Origin of the sequence: Pseudomonas sp. IPO3747 (assembly GCF_013385245.1) — a bacterium.
GTDB lineage: Bacteria > Pseudomonadota > Gammaproteobacteria > Pseudomonadales > Pseudomonadaceae > Aquipseudomonas > Aquipseudomonas edaphica.
Window position 1 is genome coordinate 1 of record NZ_JACAQL010000011.1, and the last position, 25,121, is coordinate 25,121.

A 25,121-nucleotide genomic window follows, 5' to 3' on the forward strand; every position below is an offset into this window, starting at 1 on the left:
ACCGGTTGTGTAGATACCTATGGCTATCGCAGGCAAGCCAGCTCCCACAGTTGAAGGGTGTTGCCGGTTTTATTTGCGATCCAGCCACACGGTCTGTGCGTTGCAGAATTCACGCACACCAAAGTGCGACAGTTCGCGGCCAAACCCACTCTTTTTCACGCCGCCAAACGCCACGCGTGGGTCTGACACGCTGAACGAGTTGACGAATACTGCGCCGGTTTCCAGTTGGTTGGTGAAATCCCGTGCCTTCGCCGAGTCGGTGGTGAAGACACTGGCGGTCAAGCCGAACTCGCTGTCGTTGGCCAGGGCCAAGGCGTGGTCAGCATCGCGGGCGGTGATGATCGAGGCCACGGGGCCGAACAGTTCCTGTTTGAACGAGGTCATCTGGTCGGTGACGTTGGCCAGTACGGTCGGCTCATAGTAGTTGCCGGCGCCGGGCACTTTATTGCCGCCCAGCAGCAGGGTCGCGCCTTCTTCCAGGGTGGCTTGGACTTGGCCATGCAGCTCGTCGCGCAGGTCGAAACGGGCCATCGGGCCGACGTAAGTGTGGGTCGAGGTCGGGTCGCCCATTACCAGCGCGCGGCTGGCCTGAAGGAATTTGGCTGTGAAAGCTTCCACCACACCTGCTTCGATGATCAGGCGCTTGGCGGCGGCGCAGACCTGGCCGCTGTTCTGGAAGCGCCCGATCACGGCGGCCTGCACGGCGGCATCAAGGTCGGCGTCGTTAAGCACGATAAACGGGTCGGAGCCGCCCAATTCCAGCACGCATTTTTTCAGCGCTGCACCGGCTTGGGAGCCGATGGCGATACCGGCGCGCACGCTGCCAGTGAGGGTGACGGCGGCGATGCGTGGGTCGGCGATGGCCTTGGATACGCCCTCGTTGGTGACGTTGACCACTTCAAAAATACCTTCGGCAAAACCAGCTTTCTGGAACGCCTGCTGGATCAGGTAGGCGCTGCCCATCACATTCGGCGCGTGTTTAAGCACGTAGGTGTTACCGGCCAGCAAGGTCGGCACGGCGCCGCGCAGTACTTGCCACACCGGGAAGTTCCACGGCATGACGGCGAAGATCAGGCCCAGCGGGCGATATTCGATCTGCGCGCTGCCGTTGTCCACCAGGGTCGGTTCCGGTGCGAGCATGGCTGGGCCTTGGGCGGCGTACCACTCGCTGAGCTGTGCACATTTTTCGATTTCGGCGCGGGCCTGGGCGATGGGTTTGCCCATTTCCAGGGTGATCATCTGGGCCATGTCTTCGGCTTGCTCGCGCAATGCACCGGCCAGGGCCAGCAGCAGTTCAGCGCGTTGGCTCACCGGCTGGCGGCGCCAGCTGCGGAAAGCGTCAGTGGCGCGGTCTAGGGCGGCGTCCAGTTGCGCCGCGGTTTCGTAGGGGTAGCTGGCGACCATTTCGCCATTGGCGGGGTTGATCGACAAGGCGTGGGTCTGGTGAGTAATAGCGTTCATGGCACCGTCCGGCTGAATGAGTGGAATGGGGTCAGCCTACGGGGATGCATGTTTTCTGGAAACTGAATAATATTAAGTGATACGTTCTCGAATTGAGAATGGATGTTGGATTTTGGACGCGGAGCGTCCTTGGCGGCATTCCCACGCAGAGCGTGGGAACGCTCACATACGTTCACGATTGGAGAATGACTTGGATCTGGTGCAGCTGGAAATCTTCAAGGCCGTTGCCGAGCAAGGCAGCATCAGCGCCGCCGCGCAGTTGATTCATCGCGTGCCGTCGAACTTGACCACACGCATCAAGCAACTGGAGCAGGATTTGGGCGTGGAGTTGTTTATCCGTGAGAAAAGCCGCCTGCGCCTGTCGCCAGCCGGCTGGAATTTCCTCGGTTATGCGCGGCGCATTCTTGATTTGGTGCAGGAGGCCCGCGCAACCGTGGCCGGGGAGGAGCCTCAGGGCGCGTTTGCGCTTGGCTCGCTGGAGAGTACGGCGGCTGTACGCATTCCGGCGCTATTGGCGGCGTATAACCAGAAACACACCAAGGTCGAGCTGGACCTGAGCACCGGGCCGTCGGGCACGATGATCGAGGGCGTGTTGTCGGGGCGCCTGGCGGCGGCGTTTGTCGATGGGCCGGTGCTGCATGCCACGCTGGAGGGCGTGGCGGTGTTTGAGGAGGAGATGGTGGTGATTGCGCCGCTGCACCATGCGCCGATCACGCGGGGCCAGGATGTGGCGGGGGAGAGCATCTACACCTTTCGTTCGAACTGCTCGTATCGCCATCACTTCGAACGCTGGTTTTCACAGGATGGCGCGGTGCCGGGCAAGATTTTCGAAATGGAGTCGTACCACGGCATGCTCGCCTGCGTCAGTGCCGGTGCCGGCCTGGCGCTGATGCCGCGCAGTATGCTGGAGAGCATGCCGGGGTTTACGACGGTGAGTGTGTGGCCGTTGACCGACGCGTTTCGCCTGCTCAATACCTGGCTGATCTGGCGCCGGGGTACGGTGTCGCAGAGTTTGAACAGCTTTGTGAAATTGCTGGAGGAACGCGGTCTGCAGGCGAAGTAGAGCCAGTGTGGGAGCAGGCAAGCCAGCTCCCACATTGTGATCGTGTTTTTAACCGCCAAATTGCAGGGTGCCCATGGCCAGCTTGGCCATCAGTGCCGTGGCGCCCAACTGCACCAGCCACAAGGCCAACCCACCCAGAAACACACCCAGCGCCACTTGCAGCACCAGACTTTTCTGGCGCTTGGCTTGTGGGGCACGGGGTGTGTAGTCGTGCAGTTCGTCGCGGTCGGCGCGCAGGTCCAGGTCGTCGTTTCTCATAGGGCTCTCACAGCAAGGGGGCGTTCGGTGTTCAGTCTAGTGGCTTGGCCAACAAAAAGGGGGAAGCCATTGGCTTCCCCCTTCGTATGACGCTGGCAGGTTTATAGAACCTGAACAATCGCTTTAGTGACCGCACCAATGTTCGACTGGTTCAGCGCGGCCACGCAGATGCGGCCGGTGTCGAGCGCGTAGATACCAAACTCGGTGCGCAGGCGGGTGACTTGCTCAACGGTCAGGCCGGAGTAGGAGAACATCCCACGCTGGCGGCCGACGAAGCTGAAGTCGTGGCCCGGTGCAGCCTTGGCCAGTTCGGCGACCATCTGCTCGCGCATGCCGCGGATGCGCAGGCGCATCTCGGCCAGTTCGGCTTCCCACTGGGCGCGCAGCTCAGGGTTGTTCAGCACCGCAGCCACGATCGCCGCGCCGTGGGTCGGCGGGTTGGAGTAGTTGGTGCGGATAACGCGTTTGACCTGGGACAGGATGCGCGCGCTTTCTTCCTTGGATTCGCTGACGATCGACAGCGCGCCCACGCGTTCGCCGTACAGCGAGAACGACTTGGAGAACGAGCTGGAGACAAAGAAGGTCAGGCCCGATTCAGCAAACAGGCGCACAGCAGCGGCGTCTTCGTGGATGCCATCGCCAAAGCCCTGGTAGGCCATGTCGAGGAACGGCACCAGGTTCTTGGCCTTGATCACGTCCAGCACGTTTTGCCAGTCGGCCGGGCTCAGGTCAACGCCGGTCGGGTTGTGGCAGCAGGCGTGCAGCACCACGATGGACTGTGGCGGCAGGGCGTTGAGGTCTTCGAGCAGGCCGGCACGGTTGACGTCGTGGGTGGCGGCGTCGTAGTAGCGGTAGGTCTGCACCGGGAAGCCGGCTTTTTCGAACAGTGCCTGGTGGTTTTCCCAGCTCGGGTCGCTGATAGCGACGACGGCGTTGGGCAGCAGTTGCTTGAGGAAGTCCGCGCCGATTTTAAGCGCGCCGGTGCCGCCGACCGCTTGGGCGGTGATCACGCGGCCGGCGCTCAGCAGTGGCGACTCAGCGCCGAACAGCAGCTTTTGCACAGCCTGGTCGTACGCCACGATACCGTCGATCGGCAGGTAGCCACGGGCGGCGTGTTGCGCCACGCGAATGGCTTCCGCTTCGGCAACGGCACGCAAGAGTGGAATCTTCCCCTCCTCGTTGCAGTAAACGCCCACGCCAAGGTTGACCTTGGTGGTTCGTGTATCGGCGTTAAATGCTTCGTTGAGGCCCAGGATTGGATCGCGTGGTGCCATTTCGACAGCGGAGAACAGGCTCATTTTTGCGGCAGCTCTATGGGGGAATGGAGGGACGTGTCGCGCTCCAGCCGAATGCACTAGAGCGGTGCACAAACGGGGAGCTAGTATAGAGGCCATCCAGGCTCAGGGCGACAACCGAAACGGCTTTTAAGCCAAGTTTTTCGGTTTATTTGCCCACCGTTAGTCTTATTGCAATATTGATCAGCGACGGCAGGTAGGACGATTGCCTTGAAACCCGTCACATTCGCCACCACTTCTACAGCTATCATGGTTTTTTCCTGCAACCTGCGAAGACTATTCGCGGGTTGCTGAGCTATTTCGTCCCTGGCGGTTTCGAGTCTGGGGTGACTTCACGAGGTACGTTATGTCGGATTTCCAGCTCGTCACCCGTTTTGAACCCGCCGGCGACCAGCCCGAAGCCATTCGCCAGATGGTCGAAGGCATCGAAGCCGGCCTTGCGCACCAGACGCTGCTCGGGGTGACCGGTTCAGGCAAGACCTTCAGCATCGCCAACGTGATCGCGCAGATCAACCGCCCGACTCTGGTGCTGGCGCCGAACAAAACCCTGGCCGCGCAGTTGTACGGTGAGTTCAAGGCGTTCTTTCCGAACAACGCGGTGGAGTACTTCGTCTCCTACTACGACTACTACCAGCCCGAAGCCTATGTGCCGTCGTCCGACACCTTTATCGAGAAGGATGCGTCGATCAACGACCATATCGAGCAGATGCGGTTGTCGGCGACCAAGGCGTTGCTGGAGCGCAAGGACGCAATCATCGTCACCACGGTGTCGTGCATCTACGGCCTGGGCAGCCCGGAAACCTATTTGAAAATGGTGCTGCACGTCGATCGCGGCGACAAACTCGACCAGCGCGAACTGCTGCGCCGCCTGACAAGCCTTCAGTACACCCGCAACGACATGGATTTTGCCCGTGCCACCTTCCGTGTGCGTGGCGATGTGATCGACATTTACCCGGCCGAATCCGACCTGGAAGCGATCCGCATTGAGCTGTTCGACGATGAAGTCGAGAGCCTGTCGGCCTTCGACCCGTTGACCGGCGAGATGATCCGCAAACTGCCGCGCTTCACCTTCTATCCGAAAAGCCACTACGTGACGCCGCGTGAAACCCTGATGGGGGCGATCGAAGGCATCAAGGCCGAACTGGTAGAGCGTCTGGAATACCTGCGCGCCAACAACAAGCTGGTGGAAGCCCAGCGCCTGGAGCAGCGCACCCGCTTCGATTTGGAGATGATCCTGGAGCTGGGCTACTGCAACGGCATCGAAAACTACTCACGCTACCTGTCGGGGCGCGAAGCCGGCGCCGCGCCGCCGACGCTCTATGATTATTTGCCCGACGACGCGCTGCTGGTGATCGACGAATCCCACGTCAGCGTGCCGCAGGTCGGCGCCATGTATAAGGGCGACCGTTCGCGTAAAGAGACGTTGGTGGAATACGGCTTCCGTCTGCCATCGGCACTGGATAACCGGCCGATGCGTTTTGACGAGTGGGAGGCCATCAGCCCGCAGACCATCTTCGTGTCTGCAACCCCAGGCAACTATGAAGCCGAACATGCTGGCCGTGTGATTGAGCAGTTGGTGCGGCCGACCGGGCTGGTGGACCCGCAGATTGAAATCCGCCCGGCGCTGACCCAGGTCGATGACTTGCTCTCGGAAATCACCAAGCGCGTGGCCCTGGAAGAGCGCGTGCTGGTCACCACGCTGACCAAACGCATGTCCGAAGACTTGACCGATTACCTGGCCGACCACGGCGTGCGTGTGCGTTATTTGCACTCGGACATCGACACCGTGGAGCGCGTGGAGATCATCCGCGACCTGCGCCTGGGTGTGTTTGACGTGCTGGTGGGCATTAACTTGCTGCGCGAAGGCCTGGACATGCCGGAGGTCTCACTGGTGGCCATTCTGGATGCGGACAAGGAGGGCTTCCTGCGCTCCGAGCGCTCGTTGATCCAGACCATTGGCCGTGCCGCGCGTAACCTCAATGGTCGCGCGATTCTGTATGCCGACCGCATCACCGGCTCCATGGAGCGGGCGATCGGCGAGACCGAGCGCCGTCGGGACAAGCAGATCGCTTTCAACCTGGAGCATGGCATTACCCCGAAGGGCGTGTTCAAGGACGTCGCCGACATCATGGAAGGCGCCACCGTGCCGGGCTCGCGCAGCAAGAAGCGCAAGGGCATGGCCAAGGCGGCCGAGGAGAGCGCCAAGTACGAGAACGAACTGCGCTCGCCGAGTGAGATCACCAAGCGGATTCGGCAGTTGGAAGAGAAGATGTACCAGTTGGCGCGCGATCTTGAGTTTGAGGCGGCGGCGCAAACGCGCGATGAGATTGGCAAGTTGCGTGAGCGCCTGTTGGCTGTTTGATTTTTCGCTAGCCGGTCTGGCCTCATCGCGGGCAAGCCCGGCTCCTACAGTTGATGTGTGAACACAGTCAAAATGTGGGAGCTGGCTTGCCTGCGATAGCGACACCTCGGTCTGCCAGAACCCCCCGCGCTGGTGTTACCATTCGCCCCTTGTTTCAATTTTCAGTTTTATCGCCCATTCGAGACCTGCCATGACCACCGTCCGCACGCGCATTGCGCCATCGCCTACTGGGGATCCCCACGTCGGTACTGCCTACATCGCCCTGTTCAACTACTGCTTTGCCAAGCAGCACGGCGGTGAATTCATCCTGCGGATCGAAGACACCGACCAGGTGCGCTCCACCCGTGAGTCGGAGCAGCAGATTTTCGATGCCTTGCGCTGGTTGGGCATTACCTGGGCTGAAGGCCCGGACGTCGGCGGCCCGCACGGCCCGTATCGTCAGAGCGAGCGCAGCGACATCTACAAGCAGTACACCCAGCAACTGGTCGACATGGGCCACGCCTTCCCGTGCTTCTGCACCGCCGAAGAACTCGACCAGATGCGTGCCGAGCAACAGGCCCGTGGTGAAACCCCGCGTTACGACGGCCGCGCGCTGCTGCTGTCCAAGGAAGAAGTGGCCCGGCGCCTGGCCGCCGGCGAGCCGCACGTGATCCGCATGAAAGTGCCGAGCGAAGGCGTGTGCGTGGTGCCGGACATGCTGCGCGGTGACGTCGAGATCCCGTGGGACCGCATGGACATGCAAGTGCTGATGAAGACCGACGGCTTGCCGACGTACTTCCTGGCCAACGTGGTCGACGACCACCTGATGGGCATCACCCACGTGCTGCGCGGCGAAGAATGGCTGCCGTCTGCGCCCAAACTGATTCTGCTGTACGAGTATTTCGGTTGGGAGCAACCGCAGCTGTGCTACATGCCGCTGCTGCGTAACCCGGACAAGAGCAAGTTGTCCAAGCGCAAGAACCCGACCTCCGTCACGTTCTATGAGCGCATGGGCTTTATGCCTGAGGCGATGCTCAACTACCTGGGCCGCATGGGCTGGTCGATGCCGGACGAGCGCGAGAAGTTCTCGCTGCAGGAAATGGTCGACCACTTCGACCTGTCGCGCGTTTCCCTCGGCGGGCCGATCTTCGATATCGAGAAGCTGTCGTGGCTCAACGGCCAGTGGCTGCGTGATTTGCCGGTGGAAGAGTTTGCCAGCCGTGTGCAGCAGTGGGCGCTGAACCCCGAGTACATGATGAAGATCGCGCCGCTGGTGCAGGGCAGAGTAGAGACGTTCAGCCAGGTCGCACCGCTGGCCAGCTTCTTCTTCGCCGGTGGCGTGAACCCGGACGCCAAGCTGTTTGAGTCCAAGAAGCTCTCCGGTGATCAGGTTCGCCAGTTGATGCAGTTGATCCTGTGGAAGCTCGAAAGCCTGCGTCAGTGGGAGAAAGAGGCGATCACCGCGACAATCCAGGCAGTGGTGGAATCGTTGGAATTGAAATTGCGCGATGCCATGCCGCTGATGTTTGCCGCGATCACCGGGCAGGCCAGTTCGGTGTCGGTGCTCGATGCGATGGAAATTCTCGGCCCGGACCTTACGCGTTTCCGTCTGCGCCAAGCCCTTGATTTGCTTGGGGGTGTGTCGAAGAAAGAAAACAAAGAGTGGGAAAAGCTGCTGGGCGCTATCGCTTAAGCAGGCTGTTGTTACGACGAAACCCCGGTTTTCCGGGGTTTCGCCGGTAAGTGATTGTTATCCCGGCAAAAAAGTTTGGAAATTGTTGAAAATAAATTTGACACACTTCCAAACCGCCATTAAGATTCGCCCCGTCCTCACCGATGAGGGGCTATAGCTCAGCTGGGAGAGCGCTTGCATGGCATGCAAGAGGTCAACGGTTCGATCCCGTTTAGCTCCACCAATTTACAGGTTCAAGGTCTGGCCACACCGTCCTTGAATTGATCAGAACTCAGCTCTGATCGGTTGTACAGAAGGTTTTGTCCCCTTCGTCTAGTGGCCTAGGACACCGCCCTTTCACGGCGGTAACAGGGGTTCGAGTCCCCTAGGGGACGCCAGTTTCAACAAGCAGCTCGAAAGGTCTGCTGCGTCGCGAGACGAAAAATCCGGGGCTATAGCTCAGCTGGGAGAGCGCTTGCATGGCATGCAAGAGGTCAACGGTTCGATCCCGTTTAGCTCCACCAATTTACAGGTTCAAGGTTCTGGCCACACCGTCCTTGAATCGATCAGTTCTCAGCGCTGATCAGTGTATAGAAGGTTTGTGTCCCCTTCGTCTAGTGGCCTAGGACACCGCCCTTTCACGGCGGTAACAGGGGTTCGAGTCCCCTAGGGGACGCCACGATTACCCGCTCTGCGGGATTTTTAAGGGTCATTCAATTATTGAATGGCCCTTTTGTTTGTCTGGCGTTTGGCCAATTCTCTTCTCAGTGCCCCTTATTCTGTCCTGACCAGCGGTCATGCCTGTCGCTTGCTAAATATTATTATGGTAATAATATTCAACCCATGAGAGACGGAGGCACTGATGAGCGATAAAAAAGCGCAAACCCGCGAACGCATTTTGCAGGCTGCCAGCGCGGCGTTGATCCAGCGCGGCCCGGCTGAGCCGAGTGTCGGCGAAGTCATGGGCGCAGCCGGGCTCACGGTCGGCGGTTTCTACGCGCACTTTGAAAGCAAGGACGCGCTGATGCTGGAGGCCTTCACCCAGTTGCTGGCTCGGCGGCGTGCGTCGATCGACGACATGGACGCGCAACTGACCGGAGAGGAGCGCAGAAGCCTGGTGGCGGCGTTCTACCTGTCGCGCAAGCACCGCGACTCCACCGACCACGCCTGCCCGATCCCCGCCACCGTGGGCGAGATGAGCCGCCTGCCGGACGAGTTCCGCCTGGCGCTCAACGAGCACACCGAATTGATGGCCGCCCAACTGGCCGCCAGCCCCGAAGACACCGACAAGGCCCTGGCCGACATGGCCTTGATGATCGGCGGCCTGGCGCTGGCTCGTGCGCTTGGCCCAGGTGAATTGTCCGACCGCGTGTTGCGCGCCGCCAAGTCGGCAGTGCGTTAAAAAGGAGTCGCATGATGGGCGCATTAACCTGGATTCGTGGTTTCCATGGCACCGTTGGCCGTTTGGCGCCGCGAACGGTGGCCAGCAAATTGCGCCGCACCTTCATGACACCGCGCAACTTGCCGCCGCGAGATTGGGAGCTGCCGCTGCTGGCGCAATCGGAGCGCATCACCTTGCGTTTCGGCTTGTCAGCGTTGTGCTGGGGCCAAGGCCCAGCAGTATTGCTGATGCACGGTTGGGAAGGGCGCCCCACGCAGTTCGCCAGCTTGATCACCGCGTTGGTGGACAATGGTTATTCGGTAATAGCCCTGGATGGCCCGGCCCATGGTCGCTCGCCGGGGCGTGAAGCGCATGTGTTGCTGTTTGCCCGCGCCATGCTCGATGCTGCCGCTGAATTGCCGCCGCTGCATGCGGTGGTCGGGCATTCCATGGGCGGCGCCAGTGCGATGCTGGCGGTGCAATTGGGGTTGCGCACTGAAGCGCTGGTGAGCATTGCCGCGCCCTCGCGCTTCCTGGATGTGCTGCGTGGCTTTACCCGCATGGTGGGCTTGCCGCCGCGTGCGCGCTCGGCGTTTATCCAGGAGGTCGAACAGACTTTCGGCATGCCGCTCAAGCACCTGGATGTGGCCCACTACCAGATGAACCTGCCGGGGTTGATCGTGCACGCTGAAGACGACACGTTCGTCCCGGTCAAAGCCTCGCAAGCCATTCATGAGGCTTGGTTCGACAGCCGCCTGCTGCGCCTGGAGCAGGGCGGTCATCAGCGGGTGCTGGCCGATCCACGGGTGATCGAGGGTGTGTTGGCCCTGTTGGCCGGCAGTCGTTTACAGGAGCGGCAAACCGCCTGATACACTGCCCGGCGACATTCATCGACTGGAGCAAGGCATGGGCTGGGATCTGGCAGCGCCGTTTATCATCGACCTGCAGGTCGCCGCTGAAGACATCGATGGCCTTGGGCACGCCAATAATGCGGTGTACGTGTCCTGGCTGGAGCGTTGTGCGTGGCGTCACTCCCAGCGTCTGGGGCTGGACCTCGCCGAGTATCGCCGGCTCGACCGCGCCATGGCCGTGGTGCGCCATGAGATCGACTACCTGGCGGCTGGTTATGAAGGTGACGAGTTGCAATTGGCCACCTGGATCGTTGACTGGGACCAGCGGCTGAAGATGACTCGGCGCTTCCAGTTGGTACGCCCCAGCGATGGTGCGACCCTGCTGCGTGCGCAAACCACCTTTGTTTGCATCGAGCTGTCCAGCGGCAAACCCAAGCGCATGCCCGCCGAGTTTCTCGATGGCTATGGCCCGGCGCTGACAGGGGGTTAACGGTTACTGTGGGAAACCCAGTAAACTGCGCCACGATTTTTGTTGAGTGTTTCCCATGCAAATTGCTTTGGCGCCCATGGAGGGGTTGGTCGACAACATCCTTCGGGACGTGTTGACCCGCGTGGGCGGTATTGACTGGTGCGTGACCGAGTTCATTCGCGTCAACGACCGCCTGCTCACCCCGGCCTATTTCCACAAGCTCGCCCCCGAACTGCTGCACGGTGCCCACACCGCAGCGGGCGTGCCGTTGCGCGTGCAGTTGTTGGGCTCGGACCCGGTGTGCCTGGCGGAAAACGCTGCGCTGGCGTGCGAATTGGGTTCCGAGGTGATCGACCTGAACTTCGGCTGCCCGGCCAAGACCGTCAACAAATCCCGTGGCGGTGCGGTACTGCTCAAGGAGCCCGAGCTGCTCAACCAGATCGTCGAGCACGTGCGCCGCGCCGTGCCGGCGCATATCCCGGTCACCGCGAAAATGCGCCTGGGCTTCGACAGCCCCGACGGTGCGTTGGTGTGCGCCACGGCCCTGGCTGAAGGCGGCGCGGCGCACATCGTGGTGCATGCGCGCACCAAGACCGATGGCTACAAGCCGCCGGCCCATTGGGAGTGGATTCCGCGGGTGCAAGACGTGGTCAAGGTGCCGGTGTTTGCCAATGGCGATATCTGGAGCGTCGAAGACTGGAAGCGTTGCCGCGAAGTCAGCGGCGCCGAAGACATCATGCTTGGCCGTGGCCTGGTGGCCCGCCCGGACCTGGCGCGGCAGATTGTGGCGGCGAAGGCAGGCGAAGAGGTGGTAGAGATGACGTGGGCAGACATGCAGCCGATGCTCCAGGAGTTCTGGCGCCAATCGGTGGTGCAACTGACCGAAAAGCAGGCGCCGGGCCGTTTGAAGCAGTGGCTGGCGATGCTCACGCGCAACTACCCCGAGGCAGTCGAGTTGTTTACCGCGCTGCGCCGCGAAACCGGGTTGGAGCAGGTCAGCCGCTTGCTGGGTATGAAGCATCCCGACCCGGCGTAGTGAAGCGATCACAGCCGCCTTTGTTTCAAAAATGCTCCGTATTGAAAGATACGGAGCATTTTTGCATTTAAAGGTATTGCCGGGGAGGCTCGCCAAGCTTGAGAGGTAGCGTTTTTTCGCTGTCGGAAGCTTTTTTAGCGCTGGAAAGCAACAGTCGCTGCCAACCCGGGTTTGGAAATTGATACAGAGTTGTTCTAAATAGTCAGTCGTTTTCTAATCAAGTAATAAATGTTGCGACAGGTGTTTCATTGAGTGCGGAGTATCACACGTTGTCGTTTTGTTGGTTAGTTAATCATGTCGCTTAATTGCAGCCTTGGCAGTTTATAAGTGCATGTGTCCGCTGTTATGCGGGTAGGGGTGAGCGACGTCTCGGTTTTTCGTGAATAACAACGGGGAAAAGTCCTAAAGGTTGATTTGGTTTCCTTATATGAAGCGCGATTTCTGGAACTCAATAATCTCGCGCCTCACAAAAGTAGGGTCTGTGAAGCAGCGCTGTTGCTTGCAGCACTTATAATGACTGTCGCTGTTCTGGGTTTTAATTGCCCAGGCTGCGCTTAATTAGGAAATTGCTAATGTCTTTTTCGATCAACCATTCGCCCTCTATCAACTCTGATACGTTGCCCCTTGACCTGACAGTCTCGAAAGAACCCAATGTCGGTAAGCCTGTTGGCCTGCACGGGGCTGGTTTGGGGCACACTCCACCCGCCCCCCGAACTGAGTTTTCCACGGCTCTGCAGCGTGACGGGTTGAATAATGCCAACATGCTCACGAAACTGTTTGATATGTTTGAACAACTTGTCAGCGCCCTGCGTGAGATGTTTTCGGGCAAGGCCGAAACAGTTGCCCTAATGCCTCACACCGATACAACAGCCAATACCACGCAAGGTATATACCCTCAGAACGACGTGGCTGTGCACACCCAACCTCTGCTGAAGGACGCTGCGGCTGCCGCGTCTCAATTGAAAGGCAAGCTGCAAACAGGCTCGCTGTCCAAGGTTATTTCGGACGTTGCGGATCAACTAAAAGAGAAGTCGGATGAGGATTCGCATCCAGCAGCGCAACCAGTCCTCGGGAGCCGTGTTTCACATCCGATGCGCGAATCCGGTGTGAGCGTAACCAATCAGGCAAAACCGCAGGTCAAGGTGGAGGTCAATATCAACCATTGCCACTGTCCCGAGACCTTGGTTGAGCGCGATGGAATAACAACCGGTGTAAGTGTACCGGTTGATCACCGCCCTCGGACGCGGATAAACCTTAAGCCTGACAGCCCTGCCGAGCCGCACCCCACTGTTGGCGAGACGCTCAAGACGGTTTCGCCTATCACGCCTGTAGCGCCGGCACCGATTGACGACCACGACCACGACCACGACAGCCATAGCAAACCGCGCCACATCCATAGTGAGGTGCCAGGCTCGCCCAGGAAGACCCCGCAGGAAGACTTGGAGGTACTCACTAAGCCCAAGGTTGGCGTCACGAGCCCAGGCCCTGCTGAAAATGAGAATGATCGTTGGGACCAGGGCTTCTCCAGCCGCTCCCGGCTGAGGAACTGACACCCGCCAGGGTGTTTTTACTTCGCCGATAACGCCGCGTTTCCCCGGGCCCAAGGTTCGGGGAACCGTTTGAAAAACGTGGAGCAAGTCATGGTGTATTACCGAATTGATAACATCGCTTACCCAGATGTGCGTCAGCTGCCAAGCATGGATTTGCATGGCGCACCCAATGAGCGCGCGTCCTTTTACGCGCCAAAACATGCCGGTTCGCGGTGGAACTCGGTGCCGGTGCCCAGTGATAGGCCTGGGCAACAAAGGGCTCAAAGCCTGGTGGACAGGGTTGCCGCATTTTTAGCGCAAGTGGCCAGTGGTCCCTCGCAGCCAAAGGCTAAGGTCTTTCCCGATGTGCCCCCACAACCCCAAGTGAATCCCCAGGCGGTGAGGCGTGCCGCGCCAGCTGACTCGGCGCCCGTGCTGACTTGCGTGCCTGCGCAGGCGCATGGAGGCGATATCCCGGGTTTGTCCGATAAGCGTAATGGCGCAAAGCCATTGAATATTTGGAGTGGGTTCCGTCAGGGGCCAGGCGGTAACTGTGCCACGGTAGCGACGATCAAGGCTGCGATGCACACATTCGGTCAAAGCCCGACAGACATCTACCGCGAAGTCAGGCGGCTGGACGGTGGTTATCGGGTAACGATGCGCGACAATTACACGCTCACATTGACCGACCGAGAGTTGGCAGTCGCCTCGCGCGCTTCGCAGTTCATCGGCCCCGATAAAGGCATGCTCAAGGATGCGCACTTTTTGTTTGCCGTCAGTGCCAAGCGTGCACATGAGGAGAACAACGACACAACGGCGGGTGAGAGCTTTGACGCGGGTGTGGAGAGTTTGAATGATGGTGAGGATGAGGAAAAGCCTGGCGAGGGCTTCCTGCGGTTAGGGCTAATTCACTATATGAAAAACGTCAGCGTGCGTGAGCTTGCCGAAGGTCACGTGGGCGTGAGTAATCGGCGGGGGCACTCGGTAGCAGTCATCAATGGCCTTGAAGAGATTTGGGGGCGGCCCGGGGCTGAGCCTCGGCGAGGGGAGGCTGTGGCACTCAAGCGCACTCCTTGCTGTCAAGGCCTGGCCTCGCTGGGCGCGAATGATCAGGTAATAAAAGATAAGCGTTGACCGTAACTTTCTACTTATCGCAACTCATTGATTTAACTCTTCTTCTCAACGTGTATTGATTGACAGACTGCAGGAGTCATTTTTGTGGACGTAGCCAGGCTTAACCTCTCTCCTCGTTCAACACCCGTACATTCCCTGCCTTTTACAGGGCCGATCTCACACTCCACAGACGTTAAATTGCTGGACGTTGTCAACGCATTCAATGCCCCTCAAAGACGCTTTGGTGAGGACTATGACGCCAGTGCTCACTTAGCGGTTATCAAAATGATGATGGTTACTTTTGGTCAACGCCCTTCGGACTTGTTTACGCAGGTCAAGCGTGCCGAGCAGGGGTATGAGGTCACGCTTAGAGATGGCAACAAAGTTCAAGTGTCCGATCTCGAGTTACGGCAAACAGCCGCCGGCTCAAGAATTGTTGGACATGACCCGGCGGCGATCAGTGATGCGAACTTTGCATTGGCTGTGTTTGTTAAACGTAAACAACTAATGGGCGTTCAGGCAGGTAATAATCAGGGGTTTAAGAGTGCATTATCAAATTCGTTGCGTGGTGAGACGACTTATAATGTGCTCAAGGGCCTGGGCATGGCCGGTTTTTTACGCCAAGTACCGTCGGCGCAGTTGGCAGGCAGCGGGGTCGGCGTCATGCAAACCCATACATTTGGCGGTGCCCTGGTCTATGGGGGCGTGAGCCATGAATATGGGGGCCAGCGACCTGTCGAGCGTCCCTATGTCTACGTGCTGGTTAATCACAATACGTCCGTTGAGGTGCAGGGTAATGCCTCTGGTTTGAGTGCCAGCGCTCAGCCTCAGAGCCCCTCCGACCCCGGCGTGCCGCCAATGAGCGATTTGTCTTCCGACATCCCTGTTCGAGCAAAGGGGCAGAAACCTGTCGATATGGTAAGAAGTTTTGACGTCGCTGAACGACGGTTCGGTGAGGGCGATACCCGTCGGCATGCGTCAGTGATCAAAATGATGATGATGAGGTTTGGTCAAAGTCCGCAGGATGTGTTCGACAAGGTCGTGGCGGCCGCAGAGGGCTATGACATCACCATGAAGGACGGTTTTTCTTTACATCTGTCCAAAGAAGAATTGAGTCGCACGGCCGGGGTCTCGCGGTTTACCGGCGGTGACGGCGGTATTGTGATGGATGCCAATTTCATCTTGGCGGCCTATGTAAAACGTGTGCAACTGTCCAGTACGGACCCTGATAAACAGGGGAGCTTCGAGCGCGCGTTATCCGCAGTCATGCTTAATGATACGGTGTACCGGGCATTAAAAGGGATGGGGATGATCGGTTTCCTGCGCATTGTCGAACCCGAAAAAATGTTGAAAAAAGGCGCCGTTGCCGTCTTGGATAATTACGCTGGTGAGTTTGTACTGGATGGCATCAAATACTCGTCGGGAAAACAACAGCCTGTTGTCAAAGACTATGGCTATATGCTCGCCATGCAGCCGTCGAACACTTCGTCGGCGCCACCGGGCGGGAACATTTCAAACCTCTCCAGTCGTCAGGTGGGCGTCAAGCCTGACAATATCTGGAGTGGGTTCTATCAAGGTTCAGAACTCAACTGCGTCACCGTCTCTGCGATCAAGGCCGCGATGATGAAGTACGGTCAAAATCCCCAGGGCATTTATAAACGCATTATTGAGACACCCGAGGGTTATACCGTGACCATGCGTGACTCATGCACGGTACACCTGACCCACGATGAGTTGAAAAAAGCGCAAAAAGGTTCGCACTTCTTCGGTGAAGATAAAGGTCTTTTGCACGACGCGATTTTCATGTTCGCGGTGAGCGCAAAGCGCGCGCAAATGGAAAATCACGAGTTTCGGGCTGAAGCGAGTTTTGAGGCCGCCATGGGGACGCTCAATGATAGAGAAACCCCTGGCGAAGCACTTCGGCGCCTTGGCTTGTATGCCTTCACGCGTAGCAGCACTGCCGAGGAATTGGCCAGTGGCGTTGCGGGCACTCTTGCCAATCATGGCCACTCCGTAGGCGTTTTTGACGGAATTATCGATTTTTATGGGTCAACAATAAAATTGGCCGGTTCGGACTGGGAGAAAGGCGCTCACGCGTTAAAACTGGTGTAGACCGGGTGAGGGCGGTTGGACCAGTAACTGCCTGAACGCCTTGATCGGCAACGGCCGGCTGTGCAAATACCCTTGGAACAAATGGCACCCCAGCTTTTGCAGGAACGCCAGTTGCTCCGGCGTTTCCACGCCCTCGGCAATTACATCAAGGTTGAGGCTGCGGGCCATGGCCACGATGGCGCGGATGATTTCCGCGTCGTTGGGGTCATGGGTGGCATCGCGCACGAAGGACTGGTCGATCTTCAGCGCATCCACCGGCAGGCGTTTGAGATAAGTCAGCGACGAATAGCCGGTGCCGAAGTCATCCATGGCAAAGCTCACGCCGAGCTTTTTCAGGCGGCGCATCTTGGCCACGGTGTCGTCCAGGTTCTGGATGACGATGCCTTCGGTGATCTCCAGCTTTAACAGGCTGCAGGGCAGATGATGCTGTTTGAGGCTGTGTTCTACCCGCTCCACAAAGTCGTTCTGGCGAAACTGCCGGGGGCTGATATTCACGCACAGGCTGAAATTTAGCGGGTCTACCAGGCCCTCGGCAATCAGCTGCGCAAAGGCGCCGCAGGCCTCATCGAGAATCCAGGTGCCGACCTCCAGGATCAGGCCGCTGTCTTCCAGTACCTTGATAAATTCGGTGGGTGACTGCGCGCCCAATTGTGGGTGCTGCCAGCGCACCAGCGCCTCGGCGCCGACAATTTTGTTGCCGCGTGCATCCACCTGGGGTTGGTAATGCACGCTGAACTCACCGCGTGACAGCGCCAGGCGCAGGTCGGTCTCCATGCGCAGACGCTCACTGGCGGTTTTCTGCATGCTGTTGTGGAACATTTGCGTGGTGTTGCGCCCCGAGTCCTTGGCGCGATACAGCGCAATATCGGCGCGCTTGAGCAGGTCGGCCGGTGTGGAGCCATGATCGGGTATAAGCGCCACGCCGATGCTCGGTGTGACCTGCAAGCGGTGGCCATCCAGGAACATCGGCTCCGACAGCAGTTCGCGCAGCGTGTCGGCCAATACTTGTACTTGGCCGCTGACCGCTGTACGTGTGCCTTCCAGGCCACTGAGCAACACCACGAATTCATCGCCGCCCAGGCGCGCCACGGTGTCTTCCAGGCGCACGCTGGCTTCCAGCCGTGCAGTGACTATTTTCAGCACGGTGTCGCCCACCGGGTGACCGAGGGAATCATTGATGTGCTTGAAGTGGTCAAGGTCGAGGAACAATAACGCGCCGCGCAGGTTATGGCGTTTGAGCAGGGCGATCTGCTGACTGAGACGGTCCATCAGCAGCGCGCGGTTGGGCAGGTTGGTCAGAGGGTCGTGGTAGGCCAGGTGACGAATCTGCGCCTGGGCGTTTTTCAACAGGCTCACATCCCGTGCAGTCAACAGCAGGCACGGGGTTTCATTGAGGGTGATGGGTTCGACCGAGACTTCCACCGCCAACACTTCACCGCGCTTGTTGTGCCAGAGCATTTCCAGGTGATGAATGCGGCCCTTGATCTGCAGTTCGGCCAACAATGCCGCGCGCTGGTTTTCATCGGCCCAGATGCCGATCTGGTAGAGCGTGAGGCCGATGGCTTCTTCGGCGCGGTAGCCGGTCAGGCGGCAGAAGCCGTCGTTGACCTCGACGTAACGGCCGGTGTCGCGCTCGGTAATGGAAATCGCGTCAGGGCTGGAGTGAAAGGCCTTGGCGAACTTCTCTTCACTGGCCTTGAGCGCGGCTTCCGAGCGCTGTTGCTGGGTGATATCGCGCAACGTCGTGACAATGCAGGGTTGGTCACCGACCTTGATCAACCGGCTGGAAATCACGCAGGTCAGGCTGTGGCCGTTCTGGTGATGCACCACCAGGGCCACATTGCTCAACGATTGTTCGCGGATCACCTGCTCAATGCGTTGCAGGCGCTGGCTCGAATCGTCCCACAGGCCGATCTGCTCGGCGCTGTTGCCGATGACGTCGGCAGCGGTCCAGCCGAAGGTCTGGGTAAAGGCCGGGTTGATCTCGATAAACACGCCGCTGTCCAGGCAGGTTACGCAGATTGGGTCGGGGCTGGCCTGGAACAGGCTGGCGAATTTTTCCTCGGAGGCGGTCAGGCGTTGTTCGCGTTCAACCTGGTCGGTGATATCGAGCAAGGTGCCGGCCATGCGCAGCGGCTTGCCGGCGTCATCGCGATACAGGCGTGCACGGCTTTCCAGATAGCGCGGGCTGCCATCTTCCATTTCCACGCGGTAGGTCAACTGATAGTTGCCGTCCGGGCCTTCGCGCAGGCTGCGGTAGGCGTTGCGCATGCCCTCGCGGTCGGCATCGGACATGCCTTCAAAAAACGCATCGAAGGCTTCGTGGAACGGTTCGGGCGGCAGGCCGTGCAATTGGGCGGCGCGGGCCGAGCCGTAGAGCATGCCGGTGGGGATATGCCAGTCCCAGGTGCCCAGTTGCGCCGAATCCAGGGCCAGGTCGAGGCGCTCCTGGCTGTCCTTGAGGGCCTGCTCGGCGTTCTTGCGGTCGGTGGTGTCAAGAAAGGTGCTGATCAGGTAAGCCTCGCCCTCAAGCTCGACCTTTTGCGCGCTGAGGGTGCCATCGTGAATCTGGCCGTTGCTGGCGCAGAACTGCACGTCCATGGTGATCGGCTCGCCCTTGCGCTGGGTGGCCTTGACCAGCAGCGCGCGCTCCTCGGGGTGGCGCCACAGGCCCAGCTCCAGGGTGGTGCGGCCGATGGCCTCGGCAACGGGCCAGCCAAAGTGAATCTCGAAGTACTGGTTGGCTTCGCTGATGCGGCCGTCGGACTGGCGGGTGAGCAACACCATGTTGGGGCACAGGTGAAACAGCGTGGCGAAGCGTTTTTCCGATTGCATGAGGGCGTGTTCGCGCTCGCGCTGGCGGGTGGTTTCGCGAATTACCCCGATCATGCGGCGCCGGCCGGTTTTGTCCGGCGCCAGGCTGCCGTTGATTTCCAGCCAGTGATGGCTGCCATCCGGCCATTGGATGTGGTGGTGCATGGCCTGCTCGAACGGCTCGCCCGCCAGCACCGCATGAAACGCGCGCACCACCCGGGCGCGGTCCTGCGGCGCCAGCAGGTCCAGGTAGTCGAGGTCTTTGGGCAAGGGTTGCCGAGGGTCGTAGCCAAACAACGCCTGGGTGCCGCGTGACCAGCTGATCCTGCCCGTATCGATTTCCCAGCACCACGCGCCAAGGCGGGCAGCATTGAGGGCCGCCAGCAATTGTGGAGCACTTTCCCAGCTTTGTTCCGCCTCTTGAGGGTCCAAGGCGTAAATGCGCGGCAGGGGCGGTACGGAATCGACGGGGTTGCGCATTATCAATGGGCCTTGGCTCAATGGGCGTTCGGCGCGGGATTATTCAGGCTTTATGGGCCGCACAGCTTCATGCCGGTATCCCTGGCAGATCGACCTGTGCATCCAATAGGCTCATGAAAGCCCGCGCAGCGTTCGACAGCGTCCTTTCGGTGTGCACGATATAGCCTAGCTGGCGACTGAGTTGTATGCCCGGCAAAGCGATACTTGCCACCTGATCATCGAGCATGGTGCGCGGCAAAACGCTCCAGGCCAGGCCGATGGAGACCATCATCTTGATGGTTTCCAGGTAGTTGGTGCTCATGGCGATGTTGGGCGTGAGGCCCTGGGCCTCGAACAGCCGTCTGACGATATGGTGGGTAAAGGTGTTGCCGCCGGGAAAGACCGCCGGGTGTTTGGCAATGTCGGCAAGGCTGACCGTGCCGTTGCCGGTCAAGCTGTGTTCCGGCGCCACCACGAAGTCCAGCGGGTCGTCCCACACCGGCGTGGCGCGCACCAGGTTGTGCGGTTCAGGTGCCAGGGTGATGACCGCCACTTCGGCACGGCCATGGAGGATTTCTTCGTAGGCCACTTCCGAATCAAGGAACTGAATATCCAGTGCCACATTGGGATATTGCCGGGTAAAGGTGCGCAGAATGGGCGGCAGGCGGTGCAGGCCGATGTGATGGCTGGTGGCCAATGTCAGCCGGCCGCTGACTTCGCCGGTCAGGTTGGTGAGCGCCCGGCGTGTATCGTCCAGCACATTCAAAATCTGATAAGCGCGTGGCAGCAGGGCGCGCCCGGCTTCGGTCAGGCCGACTTCACGGCCCAGGCGATCGAACAGGCGCACCTTTAATTGTTGTTCCAGCCCGGCGATGCGTTTGCTGATCGCAGGCTGGGTCAGGTGCAGGCGATCACCGGCGCCGGAAAAGCTGCCGGTCTCGGCGATAGCGATAAAGGCGTTGAGGTTGGCCAGGTCCATGGTGGTATTCCAGTTGGTAATCCAAAGCATAAAAAATATGAATTTGAGTTATTTAATGTAGCGCCATACCATCAGCCTCACAAGCCAAAGGGTTATTGAAAAGCCCGGCGTATAGATGCACCTGTGATGAGGACCGACTGATGGCCGGCAAAACGCTTTACGACAAGCTTTGGGATTCCCATGAAGTGAAACGGCGCGACGATGGCTCGTCGCTGATCTATATCGACCGTCACATCATCCATGAAGTGACCTCGCCCCAAGCGTTCGAAGGCCTGCGACTGGCCGGGCGCAAGCCTTGGCGCGTCGACTCGATCATCGCCACCCCGGACCACAACGTGCCGACCACCCCGGAACGCAAGGGCGGGATCGACGCCATCGTCGACACCGTGTCGCGCCTTCAGGTGCAGACCCTCGACGACTACTGCGACGAATATGGCATCACCGAATTCAAGATGAATGATGTGCGTCAAGGCATCGTCCACGTGATCGGCCCGGAGCAGGGCGCCACCTTGCCGGGCATGACCGTGGTCTGCGGCGACTCCCACACGTCCACCCACGGCGCGTTCGGCGCCCTGGCGCACGGCATCGGCACCTCCGAGGTGGAACATGTGTTCGCCACCCAGTGCCTGGTCGCCAAGAAGATGAAAAATATGTTGGTGAAAGTCGAAGGCAAATTGCCGTTCGGCGTGACCGCCAAAGACATCGTGCTGGCCGTGATCGGCAAGATTGGCACCGCCGGCGGTAACGGCCACGCCATCGAATTCGCCGGCAGCGCGATTCGCGACCTGTCCATCGAAGGCCGCATGACCATCTGCAACATGTCCATCGAAGCCGGTGCCCGCGTGGGCATGGTGGCGGCGGACGAAAAAACCGTTGAATACGTCAAAGGTCGCCCATTCGCACCGGCGGGCGCCGATTGGGACGCCGCCGTTGAGGCCTGGAAAGACCTGGTCTCCGACACCGACGCGGTGTTCGACACCGTGGTCGAGCTCGACGCGGCCCAGATCAAGCCGCAAGTGAGCTGGGGCACCTCGCCGGAAATGGTCCTGGCGGTTGACCAGAACGTGCCGGACCCGGCTAAAGAAACCGACTTGGTCAAGCGCGGTTCCATCGAGCGCGCCCTGAAATACATGGGCTTGCAAGCCAACCAGGCGATTACCGACATTCAGTTGGATCGCGTGTTTATCGGCTCCTGCACCAACTCGCGGATCGAAGACCTGCGCGCTGCGGCGGTGATCGCCAAGGGCCGCAAAGTGGCTTCGACCATCAAGCAAGCCATCGTGGTGCCGGGTTCGGGCCTTGTCAAAGCCCAAGCCGAAGCCGAAGGCCTGGACAAGATCTTCCTCGAAGCCGGTTTTGAATGGCGTGAGCCGGGCTGCTCGATGTGCCTGGCGATGAACCCGGACCGTTTGGAATCGGGCGAGCATTGCGCGTCGACCTCCAACCGTAACTTTGAAGGGCGTCAGGGCGCCGGCGGGCGTACTCACCTGGTCAGCCCGGCCATGGCCGCTGCGGCTGCCGTCAACGGTCGTTTCATCGACGTTCGCGAATTGATCTGAGGAATACCCGATGAGAGCTTTTACCCAACACACCGGCCTTGTCGCCCCTTTGGATCGCGCCAACGTCGACACCGACCAGATCATCCCCAAGCAGTTCTTGAAGTCGATCAAGCGCACCGGTTTCGGCCCTAACCTGTTCGACGAGTGGCGCTACCTGGACGTGGGCTACGCCTACCAGGACAACTCCAAGCGCCCGTTGAACAAGGATTTCGTGCTCAACGCCGAACGCTATCAGGGCGCCAGTGTATTGCTGGCGCGGGAAAACTTCGGCTGCGGCTCCAGCCGTGAGCACGCGCCGTGGGCCCTGGAAGAATATGGCTTTCGCAGCATCATCGCGCCGAGCTACGCCGACATCTTCTTCAACAACAGCTTCAAGAACGGCTTGCTGCCGATCATCTTGAGCGATGCCGAAGTGGATGAGTTGTTCAAGCAGGTGGAGGCTGATGTGGGCTACCAACTGACCGTTGACCTGGCCGCGCAGACCGTGACGCGCCCGGACGGCAAGGTGTATCACTTCGAGGTGGATGCGTTCCGCAAGCATTGCCTGATCAATGGCCTGGACGATATCGGCCTGACCTTGCAGGACGGCGATGCGATTGCCGCGTTTGAAGCCAAACACCGGGCGAGCCAGCCCTGGTTGTTTCGCGATGCCTGATTGGCGGTAACCGTGCGGGCCCCATCGCGGGCAAGCCCGACTCCCACCCTGGAATGCATTCCACTGTGGGAGCTGGCTTGCCTGCGATAGCGCCCGTACAACCACCCCAACACCCAAGGAAAGCCACCATGACCACCACCGCCCACACCCAAGTCGTGCAAAAACAATTCGGCGAGCAAGCCTCCGCCTACCTGAGCAGTGCCGTGCACGCCCAAGGCACCGAATTCGCGCTGCTCCAGGCCGAACTGGCCGGGCAGGGCGCTGCACGGCTGCTGGATCTGGGTTGCGGCGCCGGGCATGTGAGTTTCCAGGTGGCGCCACTGGTTAAAGAAGTGGTGGCCTACGACCTGTCCCAACAGATGCTCGACGTGGTTGCGGCCGCCGCCAAAGACCGCAACCTGGCCAACATCCGCACCGTACACGGCGCCGCCGAGCGCCTGCCATTCGCCGACGGCGAGTTCGACTTCGTGTTCAGCCGCTACTCGGCCCACCACTGGAGCGACCTGGGCCTGGCGCTGCGCGAAGTGCGCCGGGTGCTCAAGCCCGGTGGCGTGGCAGCCTTCGTCGACGTCTTGTCACCGGGCAGCCCACTGTTGGACACTTACCTGCAAACCGTCGAAGTGCTGCGTGACACCAGCCACGTGCGCGATTATTGCGCCGCCGAATGGATGCAACAGCTCAGCGAATCCGGCTTGCATGTGCGCACCAGCAGCCGTCAACGCCTGCGCCTGGAATACACCTCGTGGGTCGAGCGCATGCGCACGCCAGAGGTATTGCGCGCGGCGATCCTTGCGCTGCAACAGGCAATGGGCCAGGAAGTGCGCGATTACTACGAGATTCAAGCCGACGGCACCTTCAGCACCGACGTGCTGGTGGTTTTCGCTGAACGCTGATTGATTTTTCCCGACCTGCCCACGGGCGGGTCGCTTGATGAAATGAGGAACGCATGAGCAAGCAGATTCTGATTCTCCCTGGCGACGGTATTGGTCCGGAAATCATGGCCGAAGCGGTCAAGGTCCTGGAACTCGCCAACAGCAAGTACAGCCTGGGCTTTGAGCTGAGCCACGACGTGATCGGTGGCGCGGCCATCGACAAGCACGGCGTGCCGCTGGCTGACGAAACCCTGGACCGCGCCCGTGCGGCCGATGCCGTGCTGCTCGGCGCCGTGGGTGGCCCGAAATGGGACAAGATCGAGCGTGACATCCGCCCTGAGCGCGGCCTGCTGAAAATCCGCGCGCAACTGGGCCTGTTCGGCAACCTGCGCCCGGCCATCCTCTACCCGCAACTGGCTGACGCGTCGAGCCTCAAGCCGGAAGTGGTCGCGGGCCTGGATATCCTGATCGTGCGTGAACTGACCGGCGGTATCTATTTTGGCTCGCCACGCGGCGTGCGCGAGTTGGAGAATGGCGAACGCCAGGCCTACGACACGCTGCCGTACAGCGAGAGTGAAATCCGCCGTATCGCCCGTGTCGGTTTCGACATGGCCCGCGTGCGCGGCAAAAAGGTCTGCTCGGTCGATAAAGCCAACGTACTGGCCTCCAGCCAACTGTGGCGCGAAATCGTCGAGGAAGTCGCCAAGGACTACCCGGACGTCGAGCTGAGCCACATGTACGTCGACAACGCTGCCATGCAACTGGTGCGTGCGCCCAAGCAGTTTGACGTGATTGTCACCGATAACCTGTTTGGCGACATCCTGTCGGACCAGGCCTCGATGCTCACCGGCTCCATCGGCATGCTGCCGTCGGCGTCCCTGGACACCAACAACAAGGGCATGTACGAGCCTTGCCACGGTTCGGCGCCGGACATCGCGGGCCAGGGCATTGCCAACCCGTTGGCGACGATTTTGTCGGTCTCGATGATGCTGCGTTACAGCTTCAACCTGAGCGAAGCGGCGGATGCCATCGAGAAGGCCGTAAGCCTGGTGCTGGATCAAGGTTTGCGCACCGGTGACATTTGGTCACAGGGTTGCACCAAAGTCGGCACGCAAGAAATGGGCGACGCAGTAGTCGCCGCGCTGCGGAATCTGTAATCTCTCCGGCCCGCTTGCAGTTGTTGCTGCAAGGCGGCCCACTTT

At 59.9% G+C, this 25,121-nt stretch carries 19 protein-coding genes and 4 tRNA genes; 18 read left to right on the forward strand and 5 right to left on the reverse strand.

The window, feature by feature from the left end; genetic code table 11:
* Positions 1-69: 69 nt before the first annotated feature.
* On the reverse strand, positions 70-1,461 hold the full coding sequence (locus tag HX790_RS17580) for an aldehyde dehydrogenase family protein (RefSeq protein ID WP_176991844.1): 1,392 nt from the start codon (positions 1,459-1,461) through the stop codon (positions 70-72).
* 190 nt (positions 1,462-1,651) lie between these two features.
* Here HX790_RS17580 and HX790_RS17585 point away from each other — a divergent pair, with 190 nt between their 5' ends.
* Positions 1,652-2,524, forward strand: a complete 873-nt coding sequence (locus HX790_RS17585) for a LysR family transcriptional regulator (protein ID WP_176991845.1) — start codon at positions 1,652-1,654, stop codon at positions 2,522-2,524.
* 48 nt (positions 2,525-2,572) lie between these two features.
* Here the strand turns inward: HX790_RS17585 and HX790_RS17590 are convergent, their stop codons facing one another.
* Positions 2,573-2,782: a hypothetical protein gene (locus HX790_RS17590; RefSeq protein WP_049712317.1), complete on the reverse strand. Its 210-nt coding sequence runs from the start codon at positions 2,780-2,782 to the stop codon at positions 2,573-2,575.
* Positions 2,783-2,883: 101 nt separating this feature from the next.
* Entirely contained in the window at positions 2,884-4,080 is a 1,197-nt protein-coding gene (locus HX790_RS17595; protein WP_017138725.1) for an amino acid aminotransferase, read from the reverse strand.
* Positions 4,081-4,423: 343 nt separating this feature from the next.
* Between HX790_RS17595 and uvrB the strand changes: the two genes are divergently transcribed.
* The 13 genes from uvrB (at position 4,424) to HX790_RS17660 (ending at position 16,581) form a co-directional block, all read left to right on the forward strand.
* Positions 4,424-6,439, forward strand: coding sequence for an excinuclease ABC subunit UvrB (gene uvrB / locus HX790_RS17600; protein ID WP_176991846.1), 2,016 nt, complete (start codon positions 4,424-4,426; stop codon positions 6,437-6,439).
* Positions 6,440-6,629: 190 nt separating this feature from the next.
* Positions 6,630-8,111 carry a glutamate--tRNA ligase gene (gltX, locus tag HX790_RS17605; RefSeq protein WP_169988596.1) on the forward strand — a complete coding sequence of 494 codons (1,482 nt, stop codon included), beginning with the start codon at positions 6,630-6,632 and terminating at the stop codon, positions 8,109-8,111.
* A gap of 147 nt (positions 8,112-8,258) precedes the next feature.
* A tRNA-Ala gene (locus tag HX790_RS17610) sits at positions 8,259-8,334 on the forward strand.
* 78 nt (positions 8,335-8,412) lie between these two features.
* A tRNA-Glu gene (locus HX790_RS17615) sits at positions 8,413-8,488 on the forward strand.
* A 50-nt stretch (positions 8,489-8,538) separates the two neighbouring features.
* Positions 8,539-8,614 (forward strand) — tRNA-Ala (locus HX790_RS17620).
* A gap of 79 nt (positions 8,615-8,693) precedes the next feature.
* Positions 8,694-8,769, forward strand: a tRNA-Glu gene (locus HX790_RS17625).
* A gap of 183 nt (positions 8,770-8,952) precedes the next feature.
* Positions 8,953-9,492 carry a TetR/AcrR family transcriptional regulator gene (locus tag HX790_RS17630; protein WP_017138728.1) on the forward strand — a complete coding sequence of 180 codons (540 nt, stop codon included), beginning with the start codon at positions 8,953-8,955 and terminating at the stop codon, positions 9,490-9,492.
* A gap of 14 nt (positions 9,493-9,506) precedes the next feature.
* Positions 9,507-10,340 carry an alpha/beta hydrolase gene (locus tag HX790_RS17635; protein ID WP_017138729.1) on the forward strand — a complete coding sequence of 278 codons (834 nt, stop codon included), beginning with the start codon at positions 9,507-9,509 and terminating at the stop codon, positions 10,338-10,340.
* A 37-nt stretch (positions 10,341-10,377) separates the two neighbouring features.
* Positions 10,378-10,812: a thioesterase family protein gene (locus HX790_RS17640; RefSeq protein ID WP_017138730.1), complete on the forward strand. Its 435-nt coding sequence runs from the start codon at positions 10,378-10,380 to the stop codon at positions 10,810-10,812.
* Between the two features lie 55 nt (positions 10,813-10,867).
* Complete coding sequence (locus HX790_RS17645) at positions 10,868-11,827, forward strand: tRNA-dihydrouridine synthase (protein WP_017138731.1); 960 nt, start codon at positions 10,868-10,870, stop codon at positions 11,825-11,827.
* A gap of 572 nt (positions 11,828-12,399) precedes the next feature.
* Entirely contained in the window at positions 12,400-13,377 is a 978-nt protein-coding gene (locus HX790_RS17650; RefSeq protein WP_176991847.1) for a hypothetical protein, read from the forward strand.
* A 90-nt stretch (positions 13,378-13,467) separates the two neighbouring features.
* Positions 13,468-14,490 carry a hypothetical protein gene (locus HX790_RS17655; RefSeq protein ID WP_244973010.1) on the forward strand — a complete coding sequence of 341 codons (1,023 nt, stop codon included), beginning with the start codon at positions 13,468-13,470 and terminating at the stop codon, positions 14,488-14,490.
* 177 nt (positions 14,491-14,667) lie between these two features.
* The gene (locus HX790_RS17660; RefSeq protein WP_256349288.1) at positions 14,668-16,581 is read left to right on the forward strand and encodes a hypothetical protein; all 1,914 of its coding nucleotides are present in this window, start codon (positions 14,668-14,670) and stop codon (positions 16,579-16,581) included.
* On the opposite strand, the gene HX790_RS17665 is transcribed toward HX790_RS17660, so the two are convergent.
* Both HX790_RS17665 and HX790_RS17670 read right to left on the reverse strand, forming a co-directional pair.
* Entirely contained in the window at positions 16,567-19,875 is a 3,309-nt protein-coding gene (locus HX790_RS17665) for an EAL domain-containing protein (protein ID WP_017138735.1), read from the reverse strand. The genes HX790_RS17660 and HX790_RS17665 overlap by 15 nt on opposite strands.
* 67 nt (positions 19,876-19,942) lie before the next feature.
* On the reverse strand, positions 19,943-20,833 hold the full coding sequence (locus HX790_RS17670) for a LysR family transcriptional regulator (RefSeq protein ID WP_099548313.1): 891 nt from the start codon (positions 20,831-20,833) through the stop codon (positions 19,943-19,945).
* 140 nt (positions 20,834-20,973) lie between these two features.
* Between HX790_RS17670 and leuC the strand changes: the two genes are divergently transcribed.
* From leuC to leuB, 4 genes are all read left to right on the forward strand, one after another.
* Entirely contained in the window at positions 20,974-22,392 is a 1,419-nt protein-coding gene (gene leuC / locus HX790_RS17675; protein WP_099548310.1) for a 3-isopropylmalate dehydratase large subunit, read from the forward strand.
* Positions 22,393-22,402: 10 nt separating this feature from the next.
* Positions 22,403-23,047 carry a 3-isopropylmalate dehydratase small subunit gene (gene leuD / locus HX790_RS17680; protein WP_003234333.1) on the forward strand — a complete coding sequence of 215 codons (645 nt, stop codon included), beginning with the start codon at positions 22,403-22,405 and terminating at the stop codon, positions 23,045-23,047.
* A 128-nt stretch (positions 23,048-23,175) separates the two neighbouring features.
* Positions 23,176-23,940, forward strand: a complete 765-nt coding sequence (locus HX790_RS17685; RefSeq protein WP_176991849.1) for a class I SAM-dependent methyltransferase — start codon at positions 23,176-23,178, stop codon at positions 23,938-23,940.
* A 53-nt stretch (positions 23,941-23,993) separates the two neighbouring features.
* Positions 23,994-25,076, forward strand: a complete 1,083-nt coding sequence (gene leuB, locus HX790_RS17690) for a 3-isopropylmalate dehydrogenase (RefSeq protein ID WP_021491199.1) — start codon at positions 23,994-23,996, stop codon at positions 25,074-25,076.
* Positions 25,077-25,121: the final 45 nt, after the last annotated feature.

What these genes read in the sequence shown, in the direction of transcription:
- gltX (WP_169988596.1), top strand. Translation starts at nt 6,630, where the DNA reads ATGACCACCGTCCGCACGCGCATTGCGCCATCGCCTACTGGGGATCCC.
- HX790_RS17595 (WP_017138725.1), bottom strand. Translation starts at nt 4,080, where the DNA reads ATGAGCCTGTTCTCCGCTGTCGAAATGGCACCACGCGATCCAATCCTG.
- HX790_RS17655 (WP_244973010.1), top strand. Translation starts at nt 13,468, where the DNA reads ATGGTGTATTACCGAATTGATAACATCGCTTACCCAGATGTGCGTCAG.
- HX790_RS17590 (WP_049712317.1), bottom strand. Translation starts at nt 2,782, where the DNA reads ATGAGAAACGACGACCTGGACCTGCGCGCCGACCGCGACGAACTGCAC.
- leuD (WP_003234333.1), top strand. Translation starts at nt 22,403, where the DNA reads ATGAGAGCTTTTACCCAACACACCGGCCTTGTCGCCCCTTTGGATCGC.
- HX790_RS17630 (WP_017138728.1), top strand. Translation starts at nt 8,953, where the DNA reads ATGAGCGATAAAAAAGCGCAAACCCGCGAACGCATTTTGCAGGCTGCC.
- uvrB (WP_176991846.1), top strand. Translation starts at nt 4,424, where the DNA reads ATGTCGGATTTCCAGCTCGTCACCCGTTTTGAACCCGCCGGCGACCAG.
- HX790_RS17640 (WP_017138730.1), top strand. Translation starts at nt 10,378, where the DNA reads ATGGGCTGGGATCTGGCAGCGCCGTTTATCATCGACCTGCAGGTCGCC.
- HX790_RS17670 (WP_099548313.1), bottom strand. Translation starts at nt 20,833, where the DNA reads ATGGACCTGGCCAACCTCAACGCCTTTATCGCTATCGCCGAGACCGGC.
- HX790_RS17635 (WP_017138729.1), top strand. Translation starts at nt 9,507, where the DNA reads ATGGGCGCATTAACCTGGATTCGTGGTTTCCATGGCACCGTTGGCCGT.
- leuB (WP_021491199.1), top strand. Translation starts at nt 23,994, where the DNA reads ATGAGCAAGCAGATTCTGATTCTCCCTGGCGACGGTATTGGTCCGGAA.
- HX790_RS17665 (WP_017138735.1), bottom strand. Translation starts at nt 19,875, where the DNA reads ATGCGCAACCCCGTCGATTCCGTACCGCCCCTGCCGCGCATTTACGCC.
- HX790_RS17650 (WP_176991847.1), top strand. Translation starts at nt 12,400, where the DNA reads ATGTCTTTTTCGATCAACCATTCGCCCTCTATCAACTCTGATACGTTG.
- HX790_RS17645 (WP_017138731.1), top strand. Translation starts at nt 10,868, where the DNA reads ATGCAAATTGCTTTGGCGCCCATGGAGGGGTTGGTCGACAACATCCTT.
- HX790_RS17580 (WP_176991844.1), bottom strand. Translation starts at nt 1,461, where the DNA reads ATGAACGCTATTACTCACCAGACCCACGCCTTGTCGATCAACCCCGCC.
- leuC (WP_099548310.1), top strand. Translation starts at nt 20,974, where the DNA reads ATGGCCGGCAAAACGCTTTACGACAAGCTTTGGGATTCCCATGAAGTG.
- HX790_RS17685 (WP_176991849.1), top strand. Translation starts at nt 23,176, where the DNA reads ATGACCACCACCGCCCACACCCAAGTCGTGCAAAAACAATTCGGCGAG.